The organism is Nonomuraea sp. NPDC005692 (genome assembly GCF_040631115.1).
Classification (GTDB): domain Bacteria; phylum Actinomycetota; class Actinomycetes; order Streptosporangiales; family Streptosporangiaceae; genus Nonomuraea.
In genome coordinates this window covers 113,493-132,785 of the sequence record NZ_JBEXYU010000023.1, presented here as the reverse complement: position 1 = coordinate 132,785, position 19,293 = coordinate 113,493, and the positions used below count along the sequence as shown (strand labels likewise).

14 protein-coding genes and 1 riboswitch are annotated in these 19,293 nt (G+C 75.9%); of the genes, 9 read left to right on the top strand and 5 right to left on the bottom strand.

All coding sequences use genetic code 11. From position 1 onward, the window contains the following. Nucleotides 1-69 precede the first annotated feature (69 nt). Nucleotides 70-3,333: a BTAD domain-containing putative transcriptional regulator gene (locus ABZ459_RS35680; protein ID WP_357979820.1), complete on the top strand. Its 3,264-nt coding sequence runs from the start codon at nucleotides 70-72 to the stop codon at nucleotides 3,331-3,333. A gap of 26 nt (nucleotides 3,334-3,359) precedes the next feature. On the opposite strand, the gene ABZ459_RS35675 is transcribed toward ABZ459_RS35680, so the two are convergent. Together ABZ459_RS35675 and ABZ459_RS35670 are read right to left on the bottom strand one after the other, a co-directional pair. Then, a complete protein-coding gene (locus ABZ459_RS35675; protein ID WP_357979818.1) occupies nucleotides 3,360-5,786 on the bottom strand; it encodes a LuxR C-terminal-related transcriptional regulator in 2,427 nt (808 codons plus the stop codon). 69 nt (nucleotides 5,787-5,855) lie between these two features. Continuing rightward, the gene (locus ABZ459_RS35670; protein WP_357979816.1) at nucleotides 5,856-6,515 is read right to left on the bottom strand and encodes an AMP-binding protein; all 660 of its coding nucleotides are present in this window, start codon (nucleotides 6,513-6,515) and stop codon (nucleotides 5,856-5,858) included. Nucleotides 6,516-6,682: 167 nt separating this feature from the next. On the opposite strand from ABZ459_RS35670, the gene ABZ459_RS35665 reads away from it, so the two are divergent. From ABZ459_RS35665 to ABZ459_RS35640, 6 genes are all read left to right on the top strand, one after another. Continuing rightward, entirely contained in the window at nucleotides 6,683-7,756 is a 1,074-nt protein-coding gene (locus ABZ459_RS35665; RefSeq protein ID WP_357979814.1) for a trypsin-like peptidase domain-containing protein, read from the top strand. Between the two features lie 125 nt (nucleotides 7,757-7,881). Next, nucleotides 7,882-9,120, top strand: coding sequence for a hypothetical protein (locus tag ABZ459_RS35660; protein WP_357979812.1), 1,239 nt, complete (start codon nucleotides 7,882-7,884; stop codon nucleotides 9,118-9,120). Nucleotides 9,121-9,124: 4 nt separating this feature from the next. Further along, nucleotides 9,125-10,735, top strand: coding sequence for a carbamoyltransferase C-terminal domain-containing protein (locus ABZ459_RS35655; RefSeq protein ID WP_357979810.1), 1,611 nt, complete (start codon nucleotides 9,125-9,127; stop codon nucleotides 10,733-10,735). Continuing rightward, nucleotides 10,732-11,946, top strand: coding sequence for a hypothetical protein (locus ABZ459_RS35650; RefSeq protein ID WP_357979808.1), 1,215 nt, complete (start codon nucleotides 10,732-10,734; stop codon nucleotides 11,944-11,946). Before ABZ459_RS35655 ends, ABZ459_RS35650 begins: the two co-directional genes overlap by 4 nt. A 29-nt stretch (nucleotides 11,947-11,975) precedes the next feature. Then, entirely contained in the window at nucleotides 11,976-13,049 is a 1,074-nt protein-coding gene (locus ABZ459_RS35645; protein ID WP_357979806.1) for a GNAT family N-acetyltransferase, read from the top strand. A 20-nt stretch (nucleotides 13,050-13,069) separates the two neighbouring features. After that, nucleotides 13,070-14,086 carry a class I SAM-dependent methyltransferase gene (locus tag ABZ459_RS35640; RefSeq protein ID WP_357979803.1) on the top strand — a complete coding sequence of 339 codons (1,017 nt, stop codon included), beginning with the start codon at nucleotides 13,070-13,072 and terminating at the stop codon, nucleotides 14,084-14,086. 20 nt (nucleotides 14,087-14,106) lie between these two features. On the opposite strand, the gene ABZ459_RS35635 is transcribed toward ABZ459_RS35640, so the two are convergent. Continuing rightward, on the bottom strand, nucleotides 14,107-14,691 hold the full coding sequence (locus tag ABZ459_RS35635; protein WP_357979801.1) for a carboxymuconolactone decarboxylase family protein: 585 nt from the start codon (nucleotides 14,689-14,691) through the stop codon (nucleotides 14,107-14,109). 227 nt (nucleotides 14,692-14,918) lie between these two features. Between ABZ459_RS35635 and ABZ459_RS35630 the strand changes: the two genes are divergently transcribed. Then, on the top strand, nucleotides 14,919-16,136 hold the full coding sequence (locus ABZ459_RS35630) for a Bcr/CflA family efflux MFS transporter (protein ID WP_357979799.1): 1,218 nt from the start codon (nucleotides 14,919-14,921) through the stop codon (nucleotides 16,134-16,136). A 32-nt stretch (nucleotides 16,137-16,168) separates the two neighbouring features. Here ABZ459_RS35630 and ABZ459_RS35625 read toward each other — a convergent pair whose 3' ends face one another. After that, nucleotides 16,169-17,101, bottom strand: coding sequence for a MerR family transcriptional regulator (locus ABZ459_RS35625; RefSeq protein ID WP_357979797.1), 933 nt, complete (start codon nucleotides 17,099-17,101; stop codon nucleotides 16,169-16,171). A gap of 81 nt (nucleotides 17,102-17,182) precedes the next feature. Continuing rightward, nucleotides 17,183-17,269, top strand: a riboswitch (ZMP/ZTP riboswitch). Nucleotides 17,270-17,291: 22 nt separating this feature from the next. Here ABZ459_RS35625 and ABZ459_RS35620 point away from each other — a divergent pair. Next, nucleotides 17,292-18,746, top strand: coding sequence for a glycine hydroxymethyltransferase (locus ABZ459_RS35620; RefSeq protein ID WP_357979795.1), 1,455 nt, complete (start codon nucleotides 17,292-17,294; stop codon nucleotides 18,744-18,746). 21 nt (nucleotides 18,747-18,767) lie between these two features. Here the strand turns inward: ABZ459_RS35620 and ABZ459_RS35615 are convergent, their stop codons facing one another. Next, entirely contained in the window at nucleotides 18,768-19,271 is a 504-nt protein-coding gene (locus ABZ459_RS35615) for an NUDIX domain-containing protein (protein ID WP_357979793.1), read from the bottom strand. Nucleotides 19,272-19,293: the final 22 nt, after the last annotated feature.

Genomic DNA, 19,293 nt, shown 5'->3' with positions numbered 1-19,293 from the left:
GATTTCGGCTGTACTGCCTGTCATGTCTCCTGTATGGCGGCCTGCGACGTGGCAAAGGGGAAATGCGATATGTCAGACGAAACAGCACGGGCGGGTCTGGCGGACGTACTGAAGATCGGGCTCCTGGGGGCGGTGCGGGCATGGCGGGGGCGCCAGGAGATCCCGCTCGGGCCGCCCCGGCAGCGCGCGGCGCTGGCCCTGCTCGCGCTGGACGCGGGCCGGCTCGTCTCGGTGAACCGGCTGATCGAGGGCCTGTGGGGCGAGCGTCCTCCGGCCGGGGCGCGCAACCTGGTGCAGGGGTACGTCTCCCGGCTGCGTCCCCTCCTGGCGGCGGCCGGCGTCACCATCGCCTACCGCCCGCGCGGCTACCAGCTCGGGCTGGACCCCGGGCAGGTGGACGTGCACGAGTTCCGCGCGGCGGTCACCCGGGCGCGCGCCGGGGAGACGGCCGAGCGGCAGGCCACCGGGCTGCGCCGCGCCCTGACCCTGTGGCGCGGCGAGCCGCTGACCGGCGTCTCCGGCGGCGAGCTGCTGGACCGGCTGCGCGACGCGCTCGCCGAGGAACGCCTCGGAGCCGTCGAGGAGTGCCTGGACGCCGAGGTCCGGGCGGGCCGCGCGGCCGTGCTGGTCCCCGAGCTGATCGCGCTGGTCGCCGAGCACCCGTTCCGCGAGGGGCTGGTCGGCCTGCTCATGCTGGCGCTGTGCCGGGCCGGCCGCCGCGTGGACGCGCTGGAGCGGTACGAGCGCACCCGCCGCCGCCTCACCGAGGAACTGGGCCTCGACCCCGGCCCCGAGCTGCGGCAACTGCACCAGCGCATCCTGCGCGGGAACGTTCCGCCGATCAGGCGGGCCGATTCCCGGGAAACGGTGACGCCCGCGCAACTGCCGCCCGGCCCCGGCCAGTTCACCGGCCGGACGGCCGAGCTCCGGCTGCTCGACCCGCTCGCGGACGGCGGCGACCCGGCCGGCGGCGGGACGGCGATCTCGGTGCTGACCGGCGCGGGCGGATCGGGCAAGACGGCCCTGGCCCTGCACTGGGCCCACCGCAACCGCCACCGCTTCCCCGACGGCCAGCTCTACGTGGACCTGCGCGGGCACTCGGCCGAGCGGCCGCTGCTGCCGATCGAGGCGCTCGGCCGGTTCCTGCGCGGGCTGGGCCTGCCCGCCGAGCGCGTGCCCGGCACGGTGGAGGAGGCCAGCGCGGCCTACCGCAGCCTGCTGGCCGACCGGCGGGTGCTGGTGGTGCTGGACAACGCCGGCAGCGAGGAGCAGGTCCGCCCGCTGCTGCCGGGCGGACGGCGCTGCGCCACCGTGATCACCAGCAGGGACCGCCTGGACGGCCTGGTCGCCCGGGACGGCGCGATCCCCGTCCCGCTCGGCGTGTTGTCCACCGGCGAGGCGGTCACGCTGTTCGGCGGGATCCTCGGCGGCGAGCGGCTGGCCGCCGAGCGGGACGCGGCGTTCGACCTGGCCAGGGCGTGCGGCCGGTTGCCGCTGGCGCTGCGCATCGCCGCCGCGGGCATCCTCGGGCGGCCGGGCGGGGACGCCGTCGGCGACATCGCCGGTCAGGTGCGCCGGCTCACCGGCACCCGATTATCGGCCCTGGCGGTCACCGGAGATCCGCACGCGGCCGTGCGCGGCGCGTTCGACCTGTCCTATCACCGCCTGGATCCGGCGGCGCGGCGGCTGTTCCGGCTGCTGGCGCTCGTCCCCGGGCCCACGTTCACCGCGGGGGCGGCCGGCGCGCTGGCCGGGACCGTGCCCGCCGAGGCCGACCGGCTGCTGTCCGGGCTCGCCGCCGCGCACCTGGTCGAGGAGCCGGAGCCGGGCCGCTACACCTTCCACGACCTGATGCGGGAGTACGCCCGCGAACGCGTGCTGGCCGAGGAGGCCGCGCCGGGACGGGCCCGCGCACTGGACGCGCTGATGGCCTGGTACCTGCGGATGGTCCGGGAGGCCGGCGACGTCGCCTACCCCCATCTGCTGCGCGCCCCCGCCGACGGCTCCGGCCGCCCGCCCGCCTTCACCGCCGCCGCCCCCGCGCTGGCCTGGCTGGACGCCGAACGCGCCAACCTCGTCGCCGCCGTACGGAACGCCCCGGACCACCCGTACGCCTGGCGGCTCATCGACGCCATGAACGGCTACCTCGACCTGACCGGCGGCCAGCCCGGCTGGACCGACGTGCTGCGGGACGCGCGGCGGGCCGCCCGCGCGGCCGGCGACCACCTGGGCCAGGCGGCCGTCGGGCACTGCCTGGCCGCCACCCGGTGGCGGGCGGCCGAGCTGACCGAGGCGGTCGCGGAGCTGCGGGGGGCGTTCACGGCCGCCGAGCTGGCGGGCTGGCCGGAGGGGAAGCTCGCGGCGCTGGCCGCGCTCGGCGTGGTCCACCTCCAGCAGGGCAGGCTCGGCGCGGCCCGGCGGCTGCTGACCCTGGCCGTGGACGGCTCGCGGCGCTCCTCGCGGGTGGGGGCCGCGCCGCTCGTCGACCTCGGGCTGGCGCTGACCCAGATGGGCCGGCTCGACGCCGCCGAGGAACGCCTGAGCGAGGCGGTGTCGCTCTGCCGGGACCGCGGACTGACGGCGACCGAGGCCGCCGCGCTGGCCAGCCTCGGCAACGTGCTGCGGCTGACCGGCCGGCTGGGCGAGGCCGTCCGCTGCCTGACGGCGGCGCGCGGGCTCGGCGCCGCGATCGGCGAACGGTACCAGGCCGACCTGTGCAGGGAGCTGGCCGACGTGCACCTGGACGCGGGCCGGCGGGCCGACGCGCTCGGCTACGCCGAGGAGGCGCTGCGGCGGGCGCTGGCGGTCGGCGATCCCAAGCTGGAGCTGGACGCCCTGCTCGGGCTCGGCCGGATCGGCTGCCAGACCGACCCCGTGGCCGCCGTCGGGCACCTGAGCGCCGCGCTGGAGCGGGCCCGCGGCATCGGCGCCGCCGTGGGCCAGGCGGACGCTCTCGTGGGGCTGGCCGTGGCGCGTACCCGCCTGGACGAGCACGTGACCGCCATGCGCGACACGCTGGCGGGGCTGGCGCTGGCCAGGAAGGCGGGCGCGGTGCTGGTGCAGGGCGCGGCGCTGGCGGCGGGCGCGGAGGCGGCGCTGGCGGCCGGCGATCCGGGCCTGGCCATCTCCTACGCCGCCCGCGCGGCCCGCGTGCACGCCGGCAGCGGCTACAAGCTGGGCGAGGCGCGGGCCCTGGTGACGCTGGGACGCGCCCACCGCCGCACCGGCGACGAGCCGGCCGCCGAACGGTTCCGGGAACGGGCCGGCGACCTGTTCACGGCGGTCCTGGATCCGCCACCGGCCCGGCCCGCCGAGGTGGCCGCGGGCCGATGACCGGCCCCGCCGAGGCCCCGGCGGGATCAGTGGAGTACGCCGTGCTCCGCGGCCCAGGCGGCGACCTGCGTGCGCGAGCCGAAGTTGAGCTTGAGCAGGATGTTGGCGACGTGCCGGGCGGCGGTGGCGGGGCTGATGAACAGCTCCTCGCCGATGGCCCGGTTGGACAGCCCCCGGCTGATCAGCACGACGATCTCCCGCTCGCGCGGCGTGAGCACCGACGCCGGGCCAGCCGCAGGCCGCGGCGCGCCCTGGGCCGGCCGCTCGCCCTGGAGGCCGTAGCGCAGGGCCTCCTCCTCCGTCATGCCGCCGCCCATCGTCCACCAGAGCTGGACCTGCCCCTCACCGGCCTCCGCGCGGGCGCGGGCGAGCAGCGGCTCGGGCGTGGCGGACGTCCAGACGGGCAGCCCGAGCCGCTCCTCCATGGCCTTGGCCGCGGCCCAGAGGCGTACGGCGGTCTCCAGGTCGTGCTGATTCTCGGCCAGGACGGCCAGCGCGACCAGCGCGGAGATGATCGGCAGGTGCTGCCCCATGGACCGGCTCAGCGTCACGCACCGGGCCAGCCGCGCCCTGGCCCGCTCCGCCTCGCCCTGGCGGGCCAGGACCGCGCCGAGCAGGCCGAGGCTGGTCGCGAGGACCGGCTTGGCCGCCATCTCCTCGGCCAGCTCGGCGCACTCCTCCAGGTGGCGGCGGGCGCTGTCGAGATCGCCGAGGAAGTCGGCGAAGCGGCCCAGCTCCAGGTGGGCCCTGGTGACCCCCCACAGGTGGCCGAAGCGGGAGTAGACCTCGATGGCCTCCTCGCCCCTGGCCAGCGACTCGCGCCGGAGGCCGTGGAAGGCGGCCACCCCGGACAGCAGCAGCCGCGCCGACGCCTCGATCAGGCCGTTGCCGACGCGCAGGGCCAGTTCCAGGGCCTCCTCGCCGCGCTCGGCGGCCAGCGCGATGTCGCCCTTGGTGCCTTCGTACATGCCGGCGATCACGAGGGTGAAGGCCAGCATGAAGTCGTCGCCGGTCGCGCGGCGCAGCTCGAGGGCGCGGGCGGCCGACTCGCCGCAGGCGGCGGCGTCCTGCTGCTCGTAGGCCAGGTTGGCGTGGTGGAGCAGGGCCTCGGCGGACAGGTCGCCGAGGGGGCGGGCGGCGGGCAGCGCGAGCAGGCTCTCGTACCAGCGGCGGCCCTCGGTCAGCTCGCCGAACCCGGCCCACAGCGGCATGTAGCCGCACGCCAGCCGCAGACCGGGCTCGGCCAGGCCGGACTCGACGGCCCAGGACAGGGCCTCGCGGGCGTTGCCCAGCAGGTCCTGGAGCGCGAGCAGCCGGGCGTAGCGCTCGGGCCAGGTCAGGCCGGGCGTGGCCCACACGTCGCGGCCGTGGTGGTGGGCGAGGTCGGCCAGGCCGTGGAGCAGCCGGTCGCGCAGGTGCCGGGCCTCGCCGGCCGACTCCAGCTTCCCGGCGGCGAACTGGCGGGCCGACTCCAGCAGCCGGTAGCACGAGCTGCCCTGGTCGAACAGCACGAGCGACTTGTCGACCAGGCCGCTGAGCACGTCGAGGACCTGGGCGGCGGCCAGGCTCGGCCCCGCGCAGACGGACTCGGCCAGGTCGAGGGTGAACGGCCCGCTGAACACCGCGAGCCGCCGGAAGAGCACCTGCTCGCGCGGCGAGAGCAGGTCGTGGCTCCATTCGAGGGTGGCCAGCAGGGTGCGCTGCCGGGCCGGCGCGGTACGGCCGCTCGCCGTCAGCAGCCGGAACCGGTCGTTGACCCGGGCCGAGATCTGGCCGGGCGACATCGCGGCGGTCCTGGCCGCGGCCAGCTCCAGGGCCAGCGGCAGGCCGTCGAGGGCGTGGCAGAGCCGGGCGATGTCGCCGGCGTTGGCGCCGGTGACCGAGAGCCCCGACCCGGCCGAGCGCGCCCGGTCGAGGAAGAGCTGCACGGACTCGACCCGCTCGACCTCCTCGGCCGCCTCCGCCGGGCCGGGCAGCGCCAGCGGCGGCACCCGCCACACCAGCTCGCCGGGGATCTTCAGCGGCTCCCGGCTGGTCACCAGCAGCCGCAGGTCCTCGCAGGAGGTCAGCAGCCGCTCGGCCAGCTCGGCGCACGCCTCGACCAGGTGCTCGCAGTTGTCCAGGACGAGCAGCGGCTTCTTGCCGCGCAGGAAGTCGACCAGCGTGTCGAGCAGCGGCCGCACGCCCTCCTCGTGCACGCCCAGCACCTTGGTGATCTCGTGGACCAGCAGGTCGGCCCGGGTCAGCCTGGACAGCTCGGCCAGCCAGACCCCGTCGGGGAAGGACGGGACCAGCCGGGAGGCGATCTGCAGTGCGCACCGGGTCTTGCCGGTGCCTCCGACGCCGCTGAGCGTCAGCAGCCTGACCTCACCGACCAGCCCGCACAACTCCTCCAGATCCCGTTCCCGGCCGATGAACCTGTCGGGCTCGGCGGGAAGGTTGTGTCTGAGCAACGTCACCATGATCCTCATGTGTCTGGACCCCAGGATTGGCACCCAGTGTGACACCGCCCTCACGAGCTGTCAGAGGTTTGCCCCAAGCGCGGGATCGGGGGCGCGGACCGGGACGATCCGCAGCCGCGCGTCGATCAGCAGGGTGACGTCGTGCTCGGTGATGATCCTGCGGCACTCGGCCGGGTCGGGCTCGTGCGCCGCGACCAGCCGCGCGCCCGCGCCGAGCACCATGTCGTACGCCCGCAGGTCGGCCCCGGCGACCAGGACGACGTCGGCGGCGCCCACCTTGCGGGCGGTGGTGAGCCGGGCGGTGGGCTCGATCGGGCCGTCGGCGCCGAGCAGGCTGTCGAAGCCGGCGGTGCCGGGGATGCCGGTGAAGGAGTAGACCTGCCGGATGTCGGCCTCCTGGGCGATGGCGTCGGCGTCGTCCCGGTCGGTGATCATGATGCGGGCGCCGGCGGCGGCCGGTCCGCCGGGGATGGACACGACCACGCCGCCCGCGGCGAGCACGGCGTACCCGGCGACGGGGAGGTGGCAGCCGCCGCGCAGCAGCACGACCACCGGGTCGCCGGGGCGCAGGCCCCGCCGCCGCAGGCCCTGGGCGGCCTGGCGGGCGCGGACGGCGAGCGTGCCGTACGTGAGCGTGGCGCCGCTCGCGGCCTCGGCGACCGCCACCCGCGGGCCGAGAGCGGCCGCCCGCAGCAGGACCGTCTCCGTCCAACCAGTCATGGCCCCCAGGCTAGGAAGGGGGACGGCCGGGCGGCATGGTCCAGAGTGTGTAACCGGGTGTGTAATCCGGCCGCGCCCATACCCGATTCCGCATGGCTTGAGCCCGCGCGGGGGCGGCGCGCGTACCTCCTGACGGCAGATCCCGGTTCCGGTTTCGGAGGTACGTCATGCACCGCAGAGTCGCCCTGCTCGCCGTCGTCGCGCTCGCCGTGGCGGGCGCGCCGGTCCCCGCGCAGGCCGGGACCACCCAGGACCGCGGCCCCGTGGGCTGGTCGGGGGCCGGTTCGTCGGCCCAGCGCAGGACCGTCATGGACTACTGGACGCCGGAGCGCATGCGGGCGGCCAGGCCGCTCTCCGCGCCCACGCCGCGCCGCGGGACGTCCTCCGACGGGCCGACGCAGGGCACGCCCTGGGCGACCCGGGGCGTCACGGGCGGCCGCCGGATCACGACCTCCTCCTGGACCGGCTCCTGGACCGGCCCCCGGACCGGCGGGGCGGCCTCCTCGCTCGCCGGAAGCACGGCGGCGGCCCGCCGGGCGGCGCCCGCGCAGAACAGTCCCGGCCAGGCGTGGGCCGACGGGGGCGGCGTCGCCCGCACGGTCGGCCGGGTCTTCTTCACCACCGCCGAGGGGCGGACGGCCTCCTGCTCGGGCACCGCGGTGACCAGCGCCAACGAGAGCGTCGTGATGACCGCGGGCCACTGCGTCAAGATGGGCGGCGCCGCCCACCGCAACTGGGTGTTCGTCCCGGGCTTCGACGACGGCCGCCGCCCGTTCGGCACGTGGGTGGCCACCCGGCTGCTGACCACCCAGCAGTGGAACACCAACGAGGACATCAACTTCGACGTCGCCGCCGCCGTGGTCGCGCCCTTACAGGGGCGTACGCTCACCGACGTCGTCGGCGGCCAGGGGGTGGCCTTCAACCAGCCCACCGGACGGCAGATGTTCTCCTTCGGCTACCCGGCCGCCGCCCCCTTCGACGGCTCCGACCTGGTGTTCTGCAGCGGGCGGGTGTTCAAGGACCCGGTCAGGACCCGCGACCAGGGGCTGCGCTGCGCGATGACCGGCGGGTCGAGCGGCGGGCCGTGGTTCGAGGGGTTCGACACCGCCAGCGGCCTCGGCTGGCTGAACTCCGTCAACAGCTTCAAGTACGACTTCGCCCCCGACTTCATGTTCGGCCCCTTCTTCGGCAACGAGGCCATGGCCGTCTACCAGGCCGCACAACGCTCCGGCGCCGCCTGACCACCGCCGGCGTCCGCTGACTGATCTGTTTTGGGCCCCCTGGCCGGTATTCCGGCCGCACGGCGGACGCTCTGACCCGGCGCACGAACGCCACCACGCCGTCAGGCGACCGACGGGGGACCACGTTGACCCAGACCCATCCCGACGCGCACGCCGCGTCCCGCCTCCGGCCGGTGGCGGTGCTGCGGCTGCTGGCGGGGCGGGGCGCGTTCAGGGCCGGTACGCAGGTCGCCGCGGCGGCGCCGGCGGCCGTGTGGGACGGGTCCGCGTTCGGCCACTACGCCACCGCGCTCGGGCTGTGCGGATGGCTGCTCCTTGTCGCGGACGCGCCGGAGAAGGCCGCGCTGAAGACGCTGGCGCGGGTCAGGCGGACCGGCCCGGCGGTGGCCAGGCTGACGGTGGCCATGTCCGCCGCGCCGGTCGCGGTGCTGCTGGCGGTGCTCGTTCCCGTGGCGGTGACCGCGCCGTCGTCGATGGCGGCCCTCTGCCTCGCGGCCGGGGCGTGGTCGGCCTGCACGGGCCTTTTGATGACGGTCTCCGGGCTGCACCGCGTACGGGGCCGGCCCGTGCTGGACACGGCGGCGTTCGCGGCGAGCGGCGGCGTGGTGCTCGCCGTCACCGCCGCCACCTTGTGGATCGGCTGGCCGCCGCAGACGCACCTGCTGCTCGTCCTGGCCGGGACGGTCGCGGTGACCTGCGGGGCGCTCGCGGCGCTGCCTCGCGACTGGCTGCGCCCTCCTTCCGGCCGTGGGCGGCGGTCGCTGCTGCGTCCCCTGGCGCGGGCCACCTGGTTGCTGGGGGCGGCCGACCTGTGTGACGCGCTCTGTTTCGCGGTCGTGTACCTGGTGCTGGGCGCCTCGGGGCGGGCGGGGCAGAGCGGCGTGCTGTATCTCGCGCTGCTTCCGGCGGTCGCGGTCTGCCAGCTCGTGATCTACCTGCTGCGGGTCGCGCAGCCCGCGACCTCGCGACGGCTGCGCGGGCTCGCCGGGCGGGCCGGGCGGGCTCGTGCGGCACGGCTGCTCGGCCGGGCCGGGTGGGCGGGGGCCGCCGTCGCCGTCGCCTGCGCGGCCCTGCTCGGGTGGGGGCTCGCGACGTCGCCACCGGTGCTGGCGGGGCTGGTCGTCGTCGTCCTGGCGCTGTTCCTGACCGTGATGTACGCGGCCTACCTGGTGGAGAACACGAACAACGACGTGCTCGCCGTGACGTCGGCGGGCGCGTTCGCCGGGCTGGTGGCCACCGCCTCGCTGGCGGTCGTCGTCGTGCCGTGGTCGGGGGCGGCCGGGGGCCTGGTGGCGCTCGCCCTCGGGGTGCCCGTGAAGGCCCATGTGATGCGCCGGATGCTGATCTCGCGAGACTCGGAGTGACGACATGTACGTACTGGGCATCTCCCGGGCGCACGACTCTGCGGCGGCGCTGGTGCGCGACGGCGAGATCGTGGCGTTCGCCGAGGAGGAGCGACTCACCCGCGTCCGGCACGACGGCCGGTTCCCCCGCCGGGCGGTCGCGTACTGCCTGGAACAGGCGGGGATCGGGCTGGACGAGGTGGACCACGTGGCCTTCCACGGGCAGCGGACGGGCTCCCCGCCCGGCTGGGAGGTCAAGGAGGCCGCCGGGCACACCGGGCCCGCCGGGTTCGGGGTGCACCTGGTGGAACACCACCGCGCGTACGCGGCCGGCGCCTTCCATGTGAGCCCGTTCGACTCCGCCGCCGTGCTCACGATGGACGGGACCGGCACCTGCCTGGCCGTGGCCGACGGGGACCGGATCAGGCACCTGCGGCACGTCGGGCACCCCCACTCGCTGGGCGCCCTGTACGCGGCGGTCACCGGCTACCTCGGTTTCCGTCCCGGCCTGGACGAGGACAAGGTGATGGCGCTGGCGGCGTACGGCGGCGACACCTACGTCCAGCCCTTCGCCGACCTGCTGCGCCTGACCCCGTACGGCGGCCACGAGCTGGACCTGAGCTGGTTCGAGCCGCACGCGGGCGGCGGGCGGCACACGGTCTCGGCGAAGTTCCTCGACGCCTTCGGGCCGCCGGGCCCGCCCGCCGGTGAGGCCCTCACCCAGCACGCCGTGGACATCGCCTTCGCCCTCCAGGCCACCCTTGAGCGGGCCGGGCTGCACCTGGCCCGATGGCTGCGCGAGACGACCGGGACGACCCGGCTCGCGGTGGCCGGCGAGACGGCGATGAACCCGATGCTGAACGGCCGCCTGCTGGCCGAGTCCGGCTTCGAGGAGCTGTTCGCCCAGCCCGCCGCCGCCTCGCTCGGCGCGGCGCTGGAGGTGAGCGTCGGCCTGTACGGCCGGCCCCGCCCGGCGGGCGGTCACGTCTTCGCCGGGCCCGGCTACACCGAGGAACGCATGGAGAAGGCGCTGCGCGACGCGGGCGTGGACTACCGGCGGCCGGACGACATCGCCCGGCACGCCGCCGCCCGCATCGCCGACGGCCTGATCGTGGGCTGGTTCCAGGGCCGGACGGAGTGCGGGCCGCGCGGCCTGGGCAACCGCTCGCTGCTGGCCGACCCGCGCGACCCCACGTCCGCCGCGCGCATGAACGAACGGGTCAGGCGCCGGGAGCCGTTCCTGCCGCTGGCGCCGTCGTGCCTGGCCGAGCGGTCGGGGGACTACTTCGCCGGCGGCCACTCCTCGCCGGTCATGCTGCTCGGGTTCGACGTGCTGGACCACCGCCGCGGCGAGGTGCCCGCGATCACGCACGTGGACGGCAGCGCCCGCGTGCAGACGGTGAGCCGTGCCGCCAACCCGCTCTTCCACTCCCTGATCACCCGCTTCGAGGCGCTGACCGGCGTGCCGATGCTGGCCGGCGCCTCCTTCCGCGACGACGACGAGCCGATCGTGTGCACGCCCGAGGACGCCGTCGCCTGCTACCTCAGGACGGGCGCGGACGCGCTGGCTCTCGGCCCGTTCTGGGCCCGCAAGCGCCGGACGGACGACCGGGGCGGCCAGGAGGCGGACCGGTGAGCGGCGCGAGATCCCTGGTGGTGCTCGGGGCCGCCGACGGCTCGCTGTCCACCTACCGGGCGGCGGCCGGCATGGGCCTGCGGACGATCGCCGTCGACCGTTCGGCCGACGCGCCCGGCGTCGCCCTCGCCGACGAGTACCTGCCGGTCAGCACGCACGACCCGGCCGCCGTCACGGCCGCGCTCGCCGGACGTGCCGACCTGGCGGGCGTGGTGGCCCCCTCCAGCGACGTCGCGGTGCCCGCGCTGCGCGCGGTGGCCGACGCGTACGGGCTGCCGGCCCGGCTGTCGGAGACGGCGGCGCGGGCCTCGGTGGACAAATGGGTGCTGCGCGGCATCCTCGACGACCTGGGCGTGTCCTCCTACCCGTGGATCATCGGCGACGCCCCGGCCGACCTGGCGGTCCGGGCGCGCAAGCTGCGCTTCCCCGTGGTCGTCAAGCCCGCCGACGCCCAGAGCGGGCGCGGGGTGAGCAGGTGCGCCTCCCCCGGCGACGTGCTCGCCGCCGCCGAGGAGGCCCGGCGCAGCTCGTACGGCGGGCTGGTGATGGTCGAGGAGGAGATCCGCGGGATCCTGTGCAACTGCGAGTGCGTCGTGGACGACGGGCGGGTGGCGTTCGTCGCGACCAGCCTGCAGACGGTGAGCCCGCCCCCGCTGGTGCTGACCATGAGCCGCCGGATGCCGGCCGGGCTGCCCGGCGGCGTCCTGGACACCACGCGCTCGATCATGGACAAGGTCTGCGAGCGCCTGGACTACCGGCGCGGCCCGCTCAACCTCGACCTGATCGTCACCCCGGACGGCCGGCCGTACGTCATCGAGCTCGGGCTGCGCACGGGCGGCAACGGCACCGACGACATGGTGCGGTCCTGCTACGGCGTCGATCCGGTGCGGGCCGCCGTGCAGGCCGCGGTCGGCCTGCCGATCGAGCTGCGCCCGCACCCGCCCCGGCCGGTCCTGTGGCGGGTGCTGACCGCCGGGCGGGCGGGCGAGCTGGTGTCGGTGTCCGGCGTGGAGGCGGCCAGGGCGCTGCCGGAGGTGGCCGAGCTGGTCCTGCTGGCCCGCCCCGGGCAGCGGGTGCGGCCCTACCGCGACGTCTCCGACCGGCTCGGCTGGTTCGTCGTGCACGCGTCCGGCCCGGCGGAGCTGGACGCGGCCGCCGCCGCCGTGACCCGGGCGCTGCGCTTCGAGGTGCGCGGCGATGGACGGCGCTGACGTGGCCCGCCCGGCGGGCGAGGTGGGCGATGTACAGCGTTGAGGTGGCGGCCTCGATCGGCGAGGTCGGGGCCGGGGAGTGGGACGCGCTCGCCGACGGCGTGCCCTTCGTGCGGCATCACTGGCTGGCCCTGGCCGAACGCGTCCTGTCCGGGCACCGGCCGCGCTACCTGCTGGTCCGCAAGGACGGCGGGCTCGTGGCCGCGGCGGTGTGCGCCCTGGAGCACCGGCTGCACAACCCGGTGCTGGAGTCCCGGTTCGGGCGGCTGACCAGGAGGTGGCCGTTCCTCCAGGTCCAGGCGCCGATGACGGCGACGTCCGGGCTGCTGGGCGGTGAGGGGCCGCAGCGGCGGGTCCTGCTGCGGGCGGTGCGGTCGCTGGTCAGGCGCGAGCGGCTGCTGTTCTGCGTCGTCGACCACCTGCCGTACGCCGCCGGGCAGCCGGGGTACAGCCGCCTGGGCTGGCTGCCGGAGACGCTGCTGGACCTGACGTGGCCGTCGTACGAGGCGTACCTGGACCATCTGCCGCGCAAGAGGCGGGCCGAGATCCGGCGCACGCAGCGGCGGGCCGCGCGGGAGGGCATCGAGGTCCGGCCGCTGACGGCCGGGCCCGGCGGGGAGCCGGACCGGCTGCCGGGCCGGCTGCTGGACCGGCTGGGCCCGATGGTGGCCGCGGTGGACCTCCGCCACGGGCCGCACGTCTTCTACCGACCGCGCCTGTTCACCGAGGCGGCCGGCGCCCTGGGCGCGGACCTGACCGTCCTGGCCGCCCGCCGGCACGGCGCGCCGGCCGGCTGCGTCGCCCTGCTCCGCGACGGTGACGAGCTGGTCGCCCGGTGGATCGGGCGCGACTACGCCCTCACCGAGGGCACCGCCGTCTACCACGCGCTGCTCACGGCGTGCGTACGGGCCGCCGTCGGCTCGGGCGCGCGCCGGCTGCGGCTCGGCGGCGCGGCGTACGAGACGAAGAAGCAGTTCGGGGTGCGGCTGGAGCCGCGCAGCCGGTTGTTCGCCGCCCGCAGCGAGCTGGTCACCCGGCTCGTCGGCGGGCTGGGCCACCGCCTCGACCCGCCGCAGCTCCCGTCCCCGCCATCCAGCACGTGACCAGGAAAGGACGAGGGCCGGTGCGCGCCTCCTATCTCCCTTCACTGACCCTGGACGAGTACCTGCGCCTGGTCGCGACCGTCCATCCGCAGTTGCACGCCGTGCTGGACTTCGACCGGCCGGGCGCGGCGCGGGCGCTCGGCGTGCTCGCCGCGACCAGCAGCGAGTTCGACTCCGACCGCGGCGGGCGGGGCGACTCCTACCGCCGGGCGCAGCAGGACGCGCTGGTGCGCTGGACCGGCATCCGGGCGCTGCTCGGGCTGCTCGCCCCCGATCCGGCGGCCGGGCCGCCGCTGCTGCTGGACGTCCTCGGCGGGGACGGGACGGTCGCGCGGGCGGCCGCCGGCCGGCTCGGCAGCCTGGACGCCAAACCGGCGATCATCACCGGCGACCTGTCCGGCCAGATGGTCGACCGGGCGCTCGCCCAGGGGCTGCCCGCGGTGCGGCAGGCCGCCCAGTTCCTGTTCCTGCGGGAGGGGTCGGTCGACGGGGTGCTGCTGGCGTACGGGACCCATCACATCCCCCCGGCGGACCGGCCGGGCGCGGTGGCCGAGGCGGCGCGGGTGACGCGGCCGGGCGGCCGGATCGTGCTGCACGACTTCGACGACTCCGGCCCCATGGCGGGCTTCTTCGCGCAGGTCGTGCATCCGCACGCGGCGGGCGGGCACGCCTACCGGCACTTCACCCGGCCCGGCCTGTCCGCCCTGTTCGCCGACGCGGGCCTGCCCGTACGGGTGCTCGACCTGTACGACCCGCTGATCGTCCGGGCCGGGAGCGAGCGGGCCGCCAAGGAGCGGATGTGCCGTTACGTCGCCGACATGTACGGCCTGGGCGGGTACTTCGCCGCCCTGGAGGACGCCGAGGCGGCCTGGCGGGTCCTGGAACGGCACTTCGACCACGGGACGCGCCGGCCGCCGGAGCCCGCCACGCCGCCCCGCCCCGTCGTCCACCGGCGCGACGGGCAGTACGTGGCGGAGGTCCCGAGAACGGCCCTGGTCGCCGTGGCCACCAGACCCACCGGCCGCCTCCCGGCGTGAGACGCGTGAACGCCCGCCGCTCAGCTCTCGCGCTGCTTCGGGGGCAGCTCGCCCGCGAAGACGCGTAGCTGGAGGGCCAGCGTGGCGTAGTAGCCGACCAGGGTGGTCAGCTCGAACAGGCCGCGCTCGCCGAGCGCGGCCGTGACCGCCCGGTAGTCCTCCTCGCCCAGCGTCCCGGCCCGGGTCAGCTCGCGGGCGGCGCGGACGGCGGCGCGTTCGGCCGGGTCGGCCAGGTCGGGCGGACGTCCCTCGCGCACCGCGGTCAGCTCGGCCTCGGTCAGGCCGCAGGACCGGCCCACCGCCTCGTGCGCGTCGCGTTCGAAGTCGCTGCCCCAGTGGGCGGCGACGACGAGGATCGCCAGCTCCCTGGCCCGGTCGGGCAGCACCGAGCCGTAGCGCACCGCCGCGCCCAGCGCCTGGAGCGCGCCGCCGACCGGCGGGCTCAGCAGCATGGCGTTGAACGGGCCGCGCAGCCGTCCCCGCTCGTCGGCGAGGGGGAAGACCTGGGGGCCCGCCGCCCGGGGGCCGCCGGTGACGGCGCGGTAGACCTCGGCCTGGGCGTCGTCCAGGTCCTCCGGGGGAAGGGCGGGCAGCCGGGCGGTCATGCGGTGCTCCTGTCTCGGCGACGGCGCGGCTCACCCGGGCTCTGGCCGGCTCCGGTGGTGGGTGGACCTGCGGTAACGTCTCGCCCTCGGCTGCCGGTGGCGCGGTTAGCCGTGGCCGGATCACGGAACATCCTAGGTCTCTAGCCGCGCGGCCGTCTTGGAGACACCATGGAGTTCGCCACTCCCCACCACCGCCATCAGCGCCACTGCCCGCCGGGGCGTGCCTCGTGACCAGGACCGGGGTGTCCGGGCCGCTGCTGGTCGTGCTCGGCCTGCTGTCGGCGGTGGCGCCGCTGGCCACCGACATGTACCTGCCCGTGTTCACCGACCTGGCGGCCGACCTGGGGGCGGGGGCGGCCGGCGTGCAGCTCACGCTGACCGCGTTCCTCACCGGGCTGGCGTTGGGGCAGCTCGTCATCGGGCCGCTGTCGGACCGGTTCGGCCGCCGCCGGCCGATCCTGCTGGCCACCGCCGCGGCCCTGGCCGCCTGCGTCCTGTGCGCGCTGGCGCCGGACATCCGGACGCTCGTCGCCCTGCGCTTCGTGCACGGGTTCGCCGGGTCGGCGGGCATCGTCATCGGCCGCGCGGTGGCGGCCGACCTGACGTCCGGCCGGGCGGCGGCGCGGATCTTCTCGCTGCTGGCCTCGGTGGTCGGCGTCGCGCCCGTCGTGGCCCCGCTGATCGGCGGCGCGTTGTCGCCCGCCGGGTGGCGCGCGGAGTTCTGGGTGATGGCCGGCATCTCGGCGGTGATGCTGCTCGGTTCGGCGCTCGTCGTGCCCGAGACGCTGCCGCCCGAGCGCCGGCACGCGGGCGGCCTGGCCGCCACCGGGCGGACCGTGCGGCGGCTGTTCGCCGACCGGGGCTATCTCGGTTACGCCTTCTCCTTCGCGTTCGGCTTCGCGGGGCTGATGGGGTACATCTCGGCCTCGCCCTTCGTCGTGCAGAACGTCCTGGGCCTGTCCACCCCCGCCTACACCGTGACGTTCGCCGCCAACGCGCTGGGCATGACGCTGACCGGCCTGGTCGGGGCGCGCCTGGTGCTCCGGTTCAGCCCGGAGGGGCTATTGCGGACCGGGCAGGGGGCCGTGCTGGGGTTGTCGGCCGTCCTGCTGGTGCTGCTGGGGGCGGGGGTGGCCGCGGTGGTGGTGCTGCCGGTGCTGTTCGTGCTGGTCAGCTCGTTCACGCTGATCATGGGGAACGCGGCGGCGCTGACGGTGGGGCGGGCGCCGTACGCGACCGGCACGGCGGCGGCCGTGATGGGCGCGTTGCAGTTCGCGCTGGGGGCGCTGGTGTCGCCGCTGGTCGGCCTGGGCGGCGCGGACACCGCTCTGCCGATGGGCGTCACGCTGGTCGTCAGCGCGCTGCTCGGCATCGGCGCCCGCCTGCTGACCCGGGGCCTCCCCGAGACCGGCCCCACCACCGCCGAGGCCCCCGCCCGCGGCTGAGCCCCGTCCGGTGGTGTCTTCGGGGCCTGGGTTCAGGGGGCCGGGTGGGTGCGCAGGGCGGTGACGAGCCAGTCGAGGGCCGGGGCCGACGGGGCCGGGGGCGGCCAGGCGTTGACCACGGCGAGCAGGCGGAGGTAGCGCTCCCTGCGGGGGTCGTTCGCCGCCGTCAGCCTGGCCAGCAGCCGCCGCCGGAGGCCGGCGTCGTCGGGACGGCCCAGGAGGCGTGCGTACTCGCCGGCGACCGTCGCCACGACCGGCGCGGACTCGGGCGCGGCGGGATCCACGCCCGCCGCCAGCGCTTTCCCCGCCGCCCACACGCCCAGCGACACGGCGTCCCGCAGCACCCCTTCCCCATGGCCTCCGGCATGGTCGGTGGCGTGGTCGGTGGTCAGGTCGTGCAGCCTCGCGCGGAAGGACGGGTCCGCCATCAGTTCGGCCAGTTCCAGCCACGCCTCCACCTGCTCCGGCTCGGCGTCGTCCGGCAGTTCGGGGGTCAGCGAGACCCTGATCCCCGCGAGCCCCGGCCCGGCGTCCGGGACGGCGGCGTCCAGGAAGTCGCCGACCAGGCGGCGGCGTTCGTCCTCCGACAGTCCTGCGAGTCTGTGCATGAGCTCCATCTCCTCGGGCCCCGAGCCGCGCCGGGCCACCGCCGTCAGCACCGCGCGCCGCATCCGCAGCGTACGGATGCGCACCTCCAGCGCCTCGGCGTGCGCCGCCGCGACCTGCGCGAGCGTCAGCTCGCGGTCCACGACCTTGCGGACCGTGACCAGGTCGATCCCGAGGTCGCGCAGGGTGCGCACGAGGTCGAGGCGGGCCGCGGCGGCGGCGTCGTAGAGGCGGTAGCCGGCCGGGCTGCGTTCCACCGGCGGCACGATCCCGCGGTCGGAGTAGAACCTGATGGTCTTGACCGGGAGCCCGGTCCGCCGCGCCAGGTCACCGATCGTGTAGAGAGTGCCGCCGTCCATGGCTCCACCTTGGCGTCTCCCCTTGGTGGAGGCTCAAGCGCCTCCCTCGTTGCGCGGCTCAGGCCGATGACCGTAGTGTCAGCCTCGGATCGTGACTGGCGTGATCGTAAGGTGGGACTGACCACCGGGGAGCGGTCCTGGACGTCGCCGCGCGCCTGGGTGCCCTCACTTCGACGGCTCGGGAGAAGTCATGGCTGAAGAGCACCCCCATTCCTACGGCGCCCACGACGCGGCCACCGTGTCGGCCGCCTACCGCAACGCGCTCGACGTGATCGCCGCCGTGGAGCCCGGCGTGGCCGGCGCGATCCGCGCCGAGCTGGCCGACCAGCGCGCCTCGCTGAAGCTCATCGCGAGCGAGAACTACGCCTCCCCTGCCGTCCTGCTGACGATGGGCACGTGGCTGTCCGACAAGTACGCGGAAGGCACGATCGGCCACCGCTTCTACGCCGGCTGCCAGAACATCGACACCGTCGAGCAGCTGGCGGCCGACCACGCCAAGGCCCTGTTCGGCGCCGAGCACGCCTACGTCCAGCCACACTCGGGCATCGACGCCAACCTGGTGGCGTTCTGGGGCATCCTGGCCCACCGGGTCGAGGCCCCGGCCCTGGCCGCCGCCGGCGCGCGGCACGTCAACGACCTGTCGGAGGACGACTGGGAGACCCTGCGCAAGGCCCTGGGCGACCAGCGGGCCCTCGGCATGTCGCTCGACGCGGGCGGTCACCTGACGCACGGCTTCCGTCCCAACATCTCGGGCAAGATGTTCCACCAGCGCTCCTACGGCACCGACCCGGAGAGCGGCCTGCTCGACTACGACGCGCTGCGCGCGACCGCCCGCGAGTTCCGCCCGCTGGTCCTGATCGCCGGGTACTCGGCCTACCCACGGCGCATCGACTTCGCCCGCATGCGGGAGATCGCCGACGAGGTGGGCGCGGTCCTGATGGTGGACATGGCGCACTTCGCCGGGCTGGTCGCGGGCAAGGTGTTCACCGGCGTGCACGACCCGGTGCCGTACGCGCACGTCACGACGACCACCACGCACAAGTCGCTGCGCGGGCCGCGCGGCGGCCTGGTGCTGTGCCAGCGCGAGTACGCCGACTCCATCGACCGGGGCTGCCCGATGGTGCTGGGCGGCCCGCTCGGCAACGTGATGGCGGCCAAGGCCGTCGCCCTGGCCGAGGCGCGGCAGTCCGCGTTCGCCGACTACGCGCGGGCGGTGGCCGCCAACGCGGTCGCCCTGGCCGAGGGCCTGGCGCGCCGCGGCGTACGGCTGGTCACCGGCGGCACCGACAACCACCTGGTGCTGCTCGACGTGTCCACGTACGGGCTGACCGGCCGGCAGGCGGAGTCGGCGCTGCTCGACGCCGGGATCGTCACCAACCGCAACGCGATCCCGCGCGACCCCAACGGCGCCTGGTACACCTCGGGCATCCGGATCGGCACCCCGGCGCTCACCTCGCGCGGGTTCGGGACGCCGGAGTTCGACCAGGTCGCCGAGCTGATCGTCGGCGTGCTGGCCGACACCACGCCGTCGGCCACCTCCAAGGCGAAGTACGACCTGCCGCAGAGCACCGCCGAGAAGACCCGGGCCGCGGCGGCCGAGCTGCTGGCCGCCCACCCGCTCTACCCGGGCCTCGACCTGAGCTGACCCGCCGGCCGCCCACCCCGCTCACTCCGGCCCGCGGCGGGCCCGTCCCGCGAAGTAGGCGGACGCCATCCGGGTGTGGGCGGGGAAGGCCAGCTCGGCGGGCCCGTCGATGACCACCCACTCGCTCGTCTCGTCCGTGGCCTCCATCGGCGGCAGCGCGGACGCGGAGACCCGCGGGCCGAGCCCGAAGATCAGCACGGTTCCGTCGGGAGCGCTGACCACGTCGAAGAGCGTGACGTCGGCGGCCTCGGCCACCACTCCCGTCTCCTCGCGCAGCTCGCGCACGGCCGCCTGCTGCCAGGACTCCCCCAGGTCGATGAACCCGCCGGGCAGCGCGAGCTCGCCGCGGCGCGGCTCGACGTCCCGGCGGACGACGAGCAGGCCGTCGTCGACGGGCAGCAGCGTCACCGCGACCGGCAGCGGGTTGAGGTAGCTGGTGTTCCCGCAGGCCGCGCAGGTGCGGGGCCAGGGCTGGGCGGGGGCGAAGGCGGCGCCGCAGAAGGAGCAGTACGCGTTCCTGATCACGTCGCGATCCTAGAGCCGGACC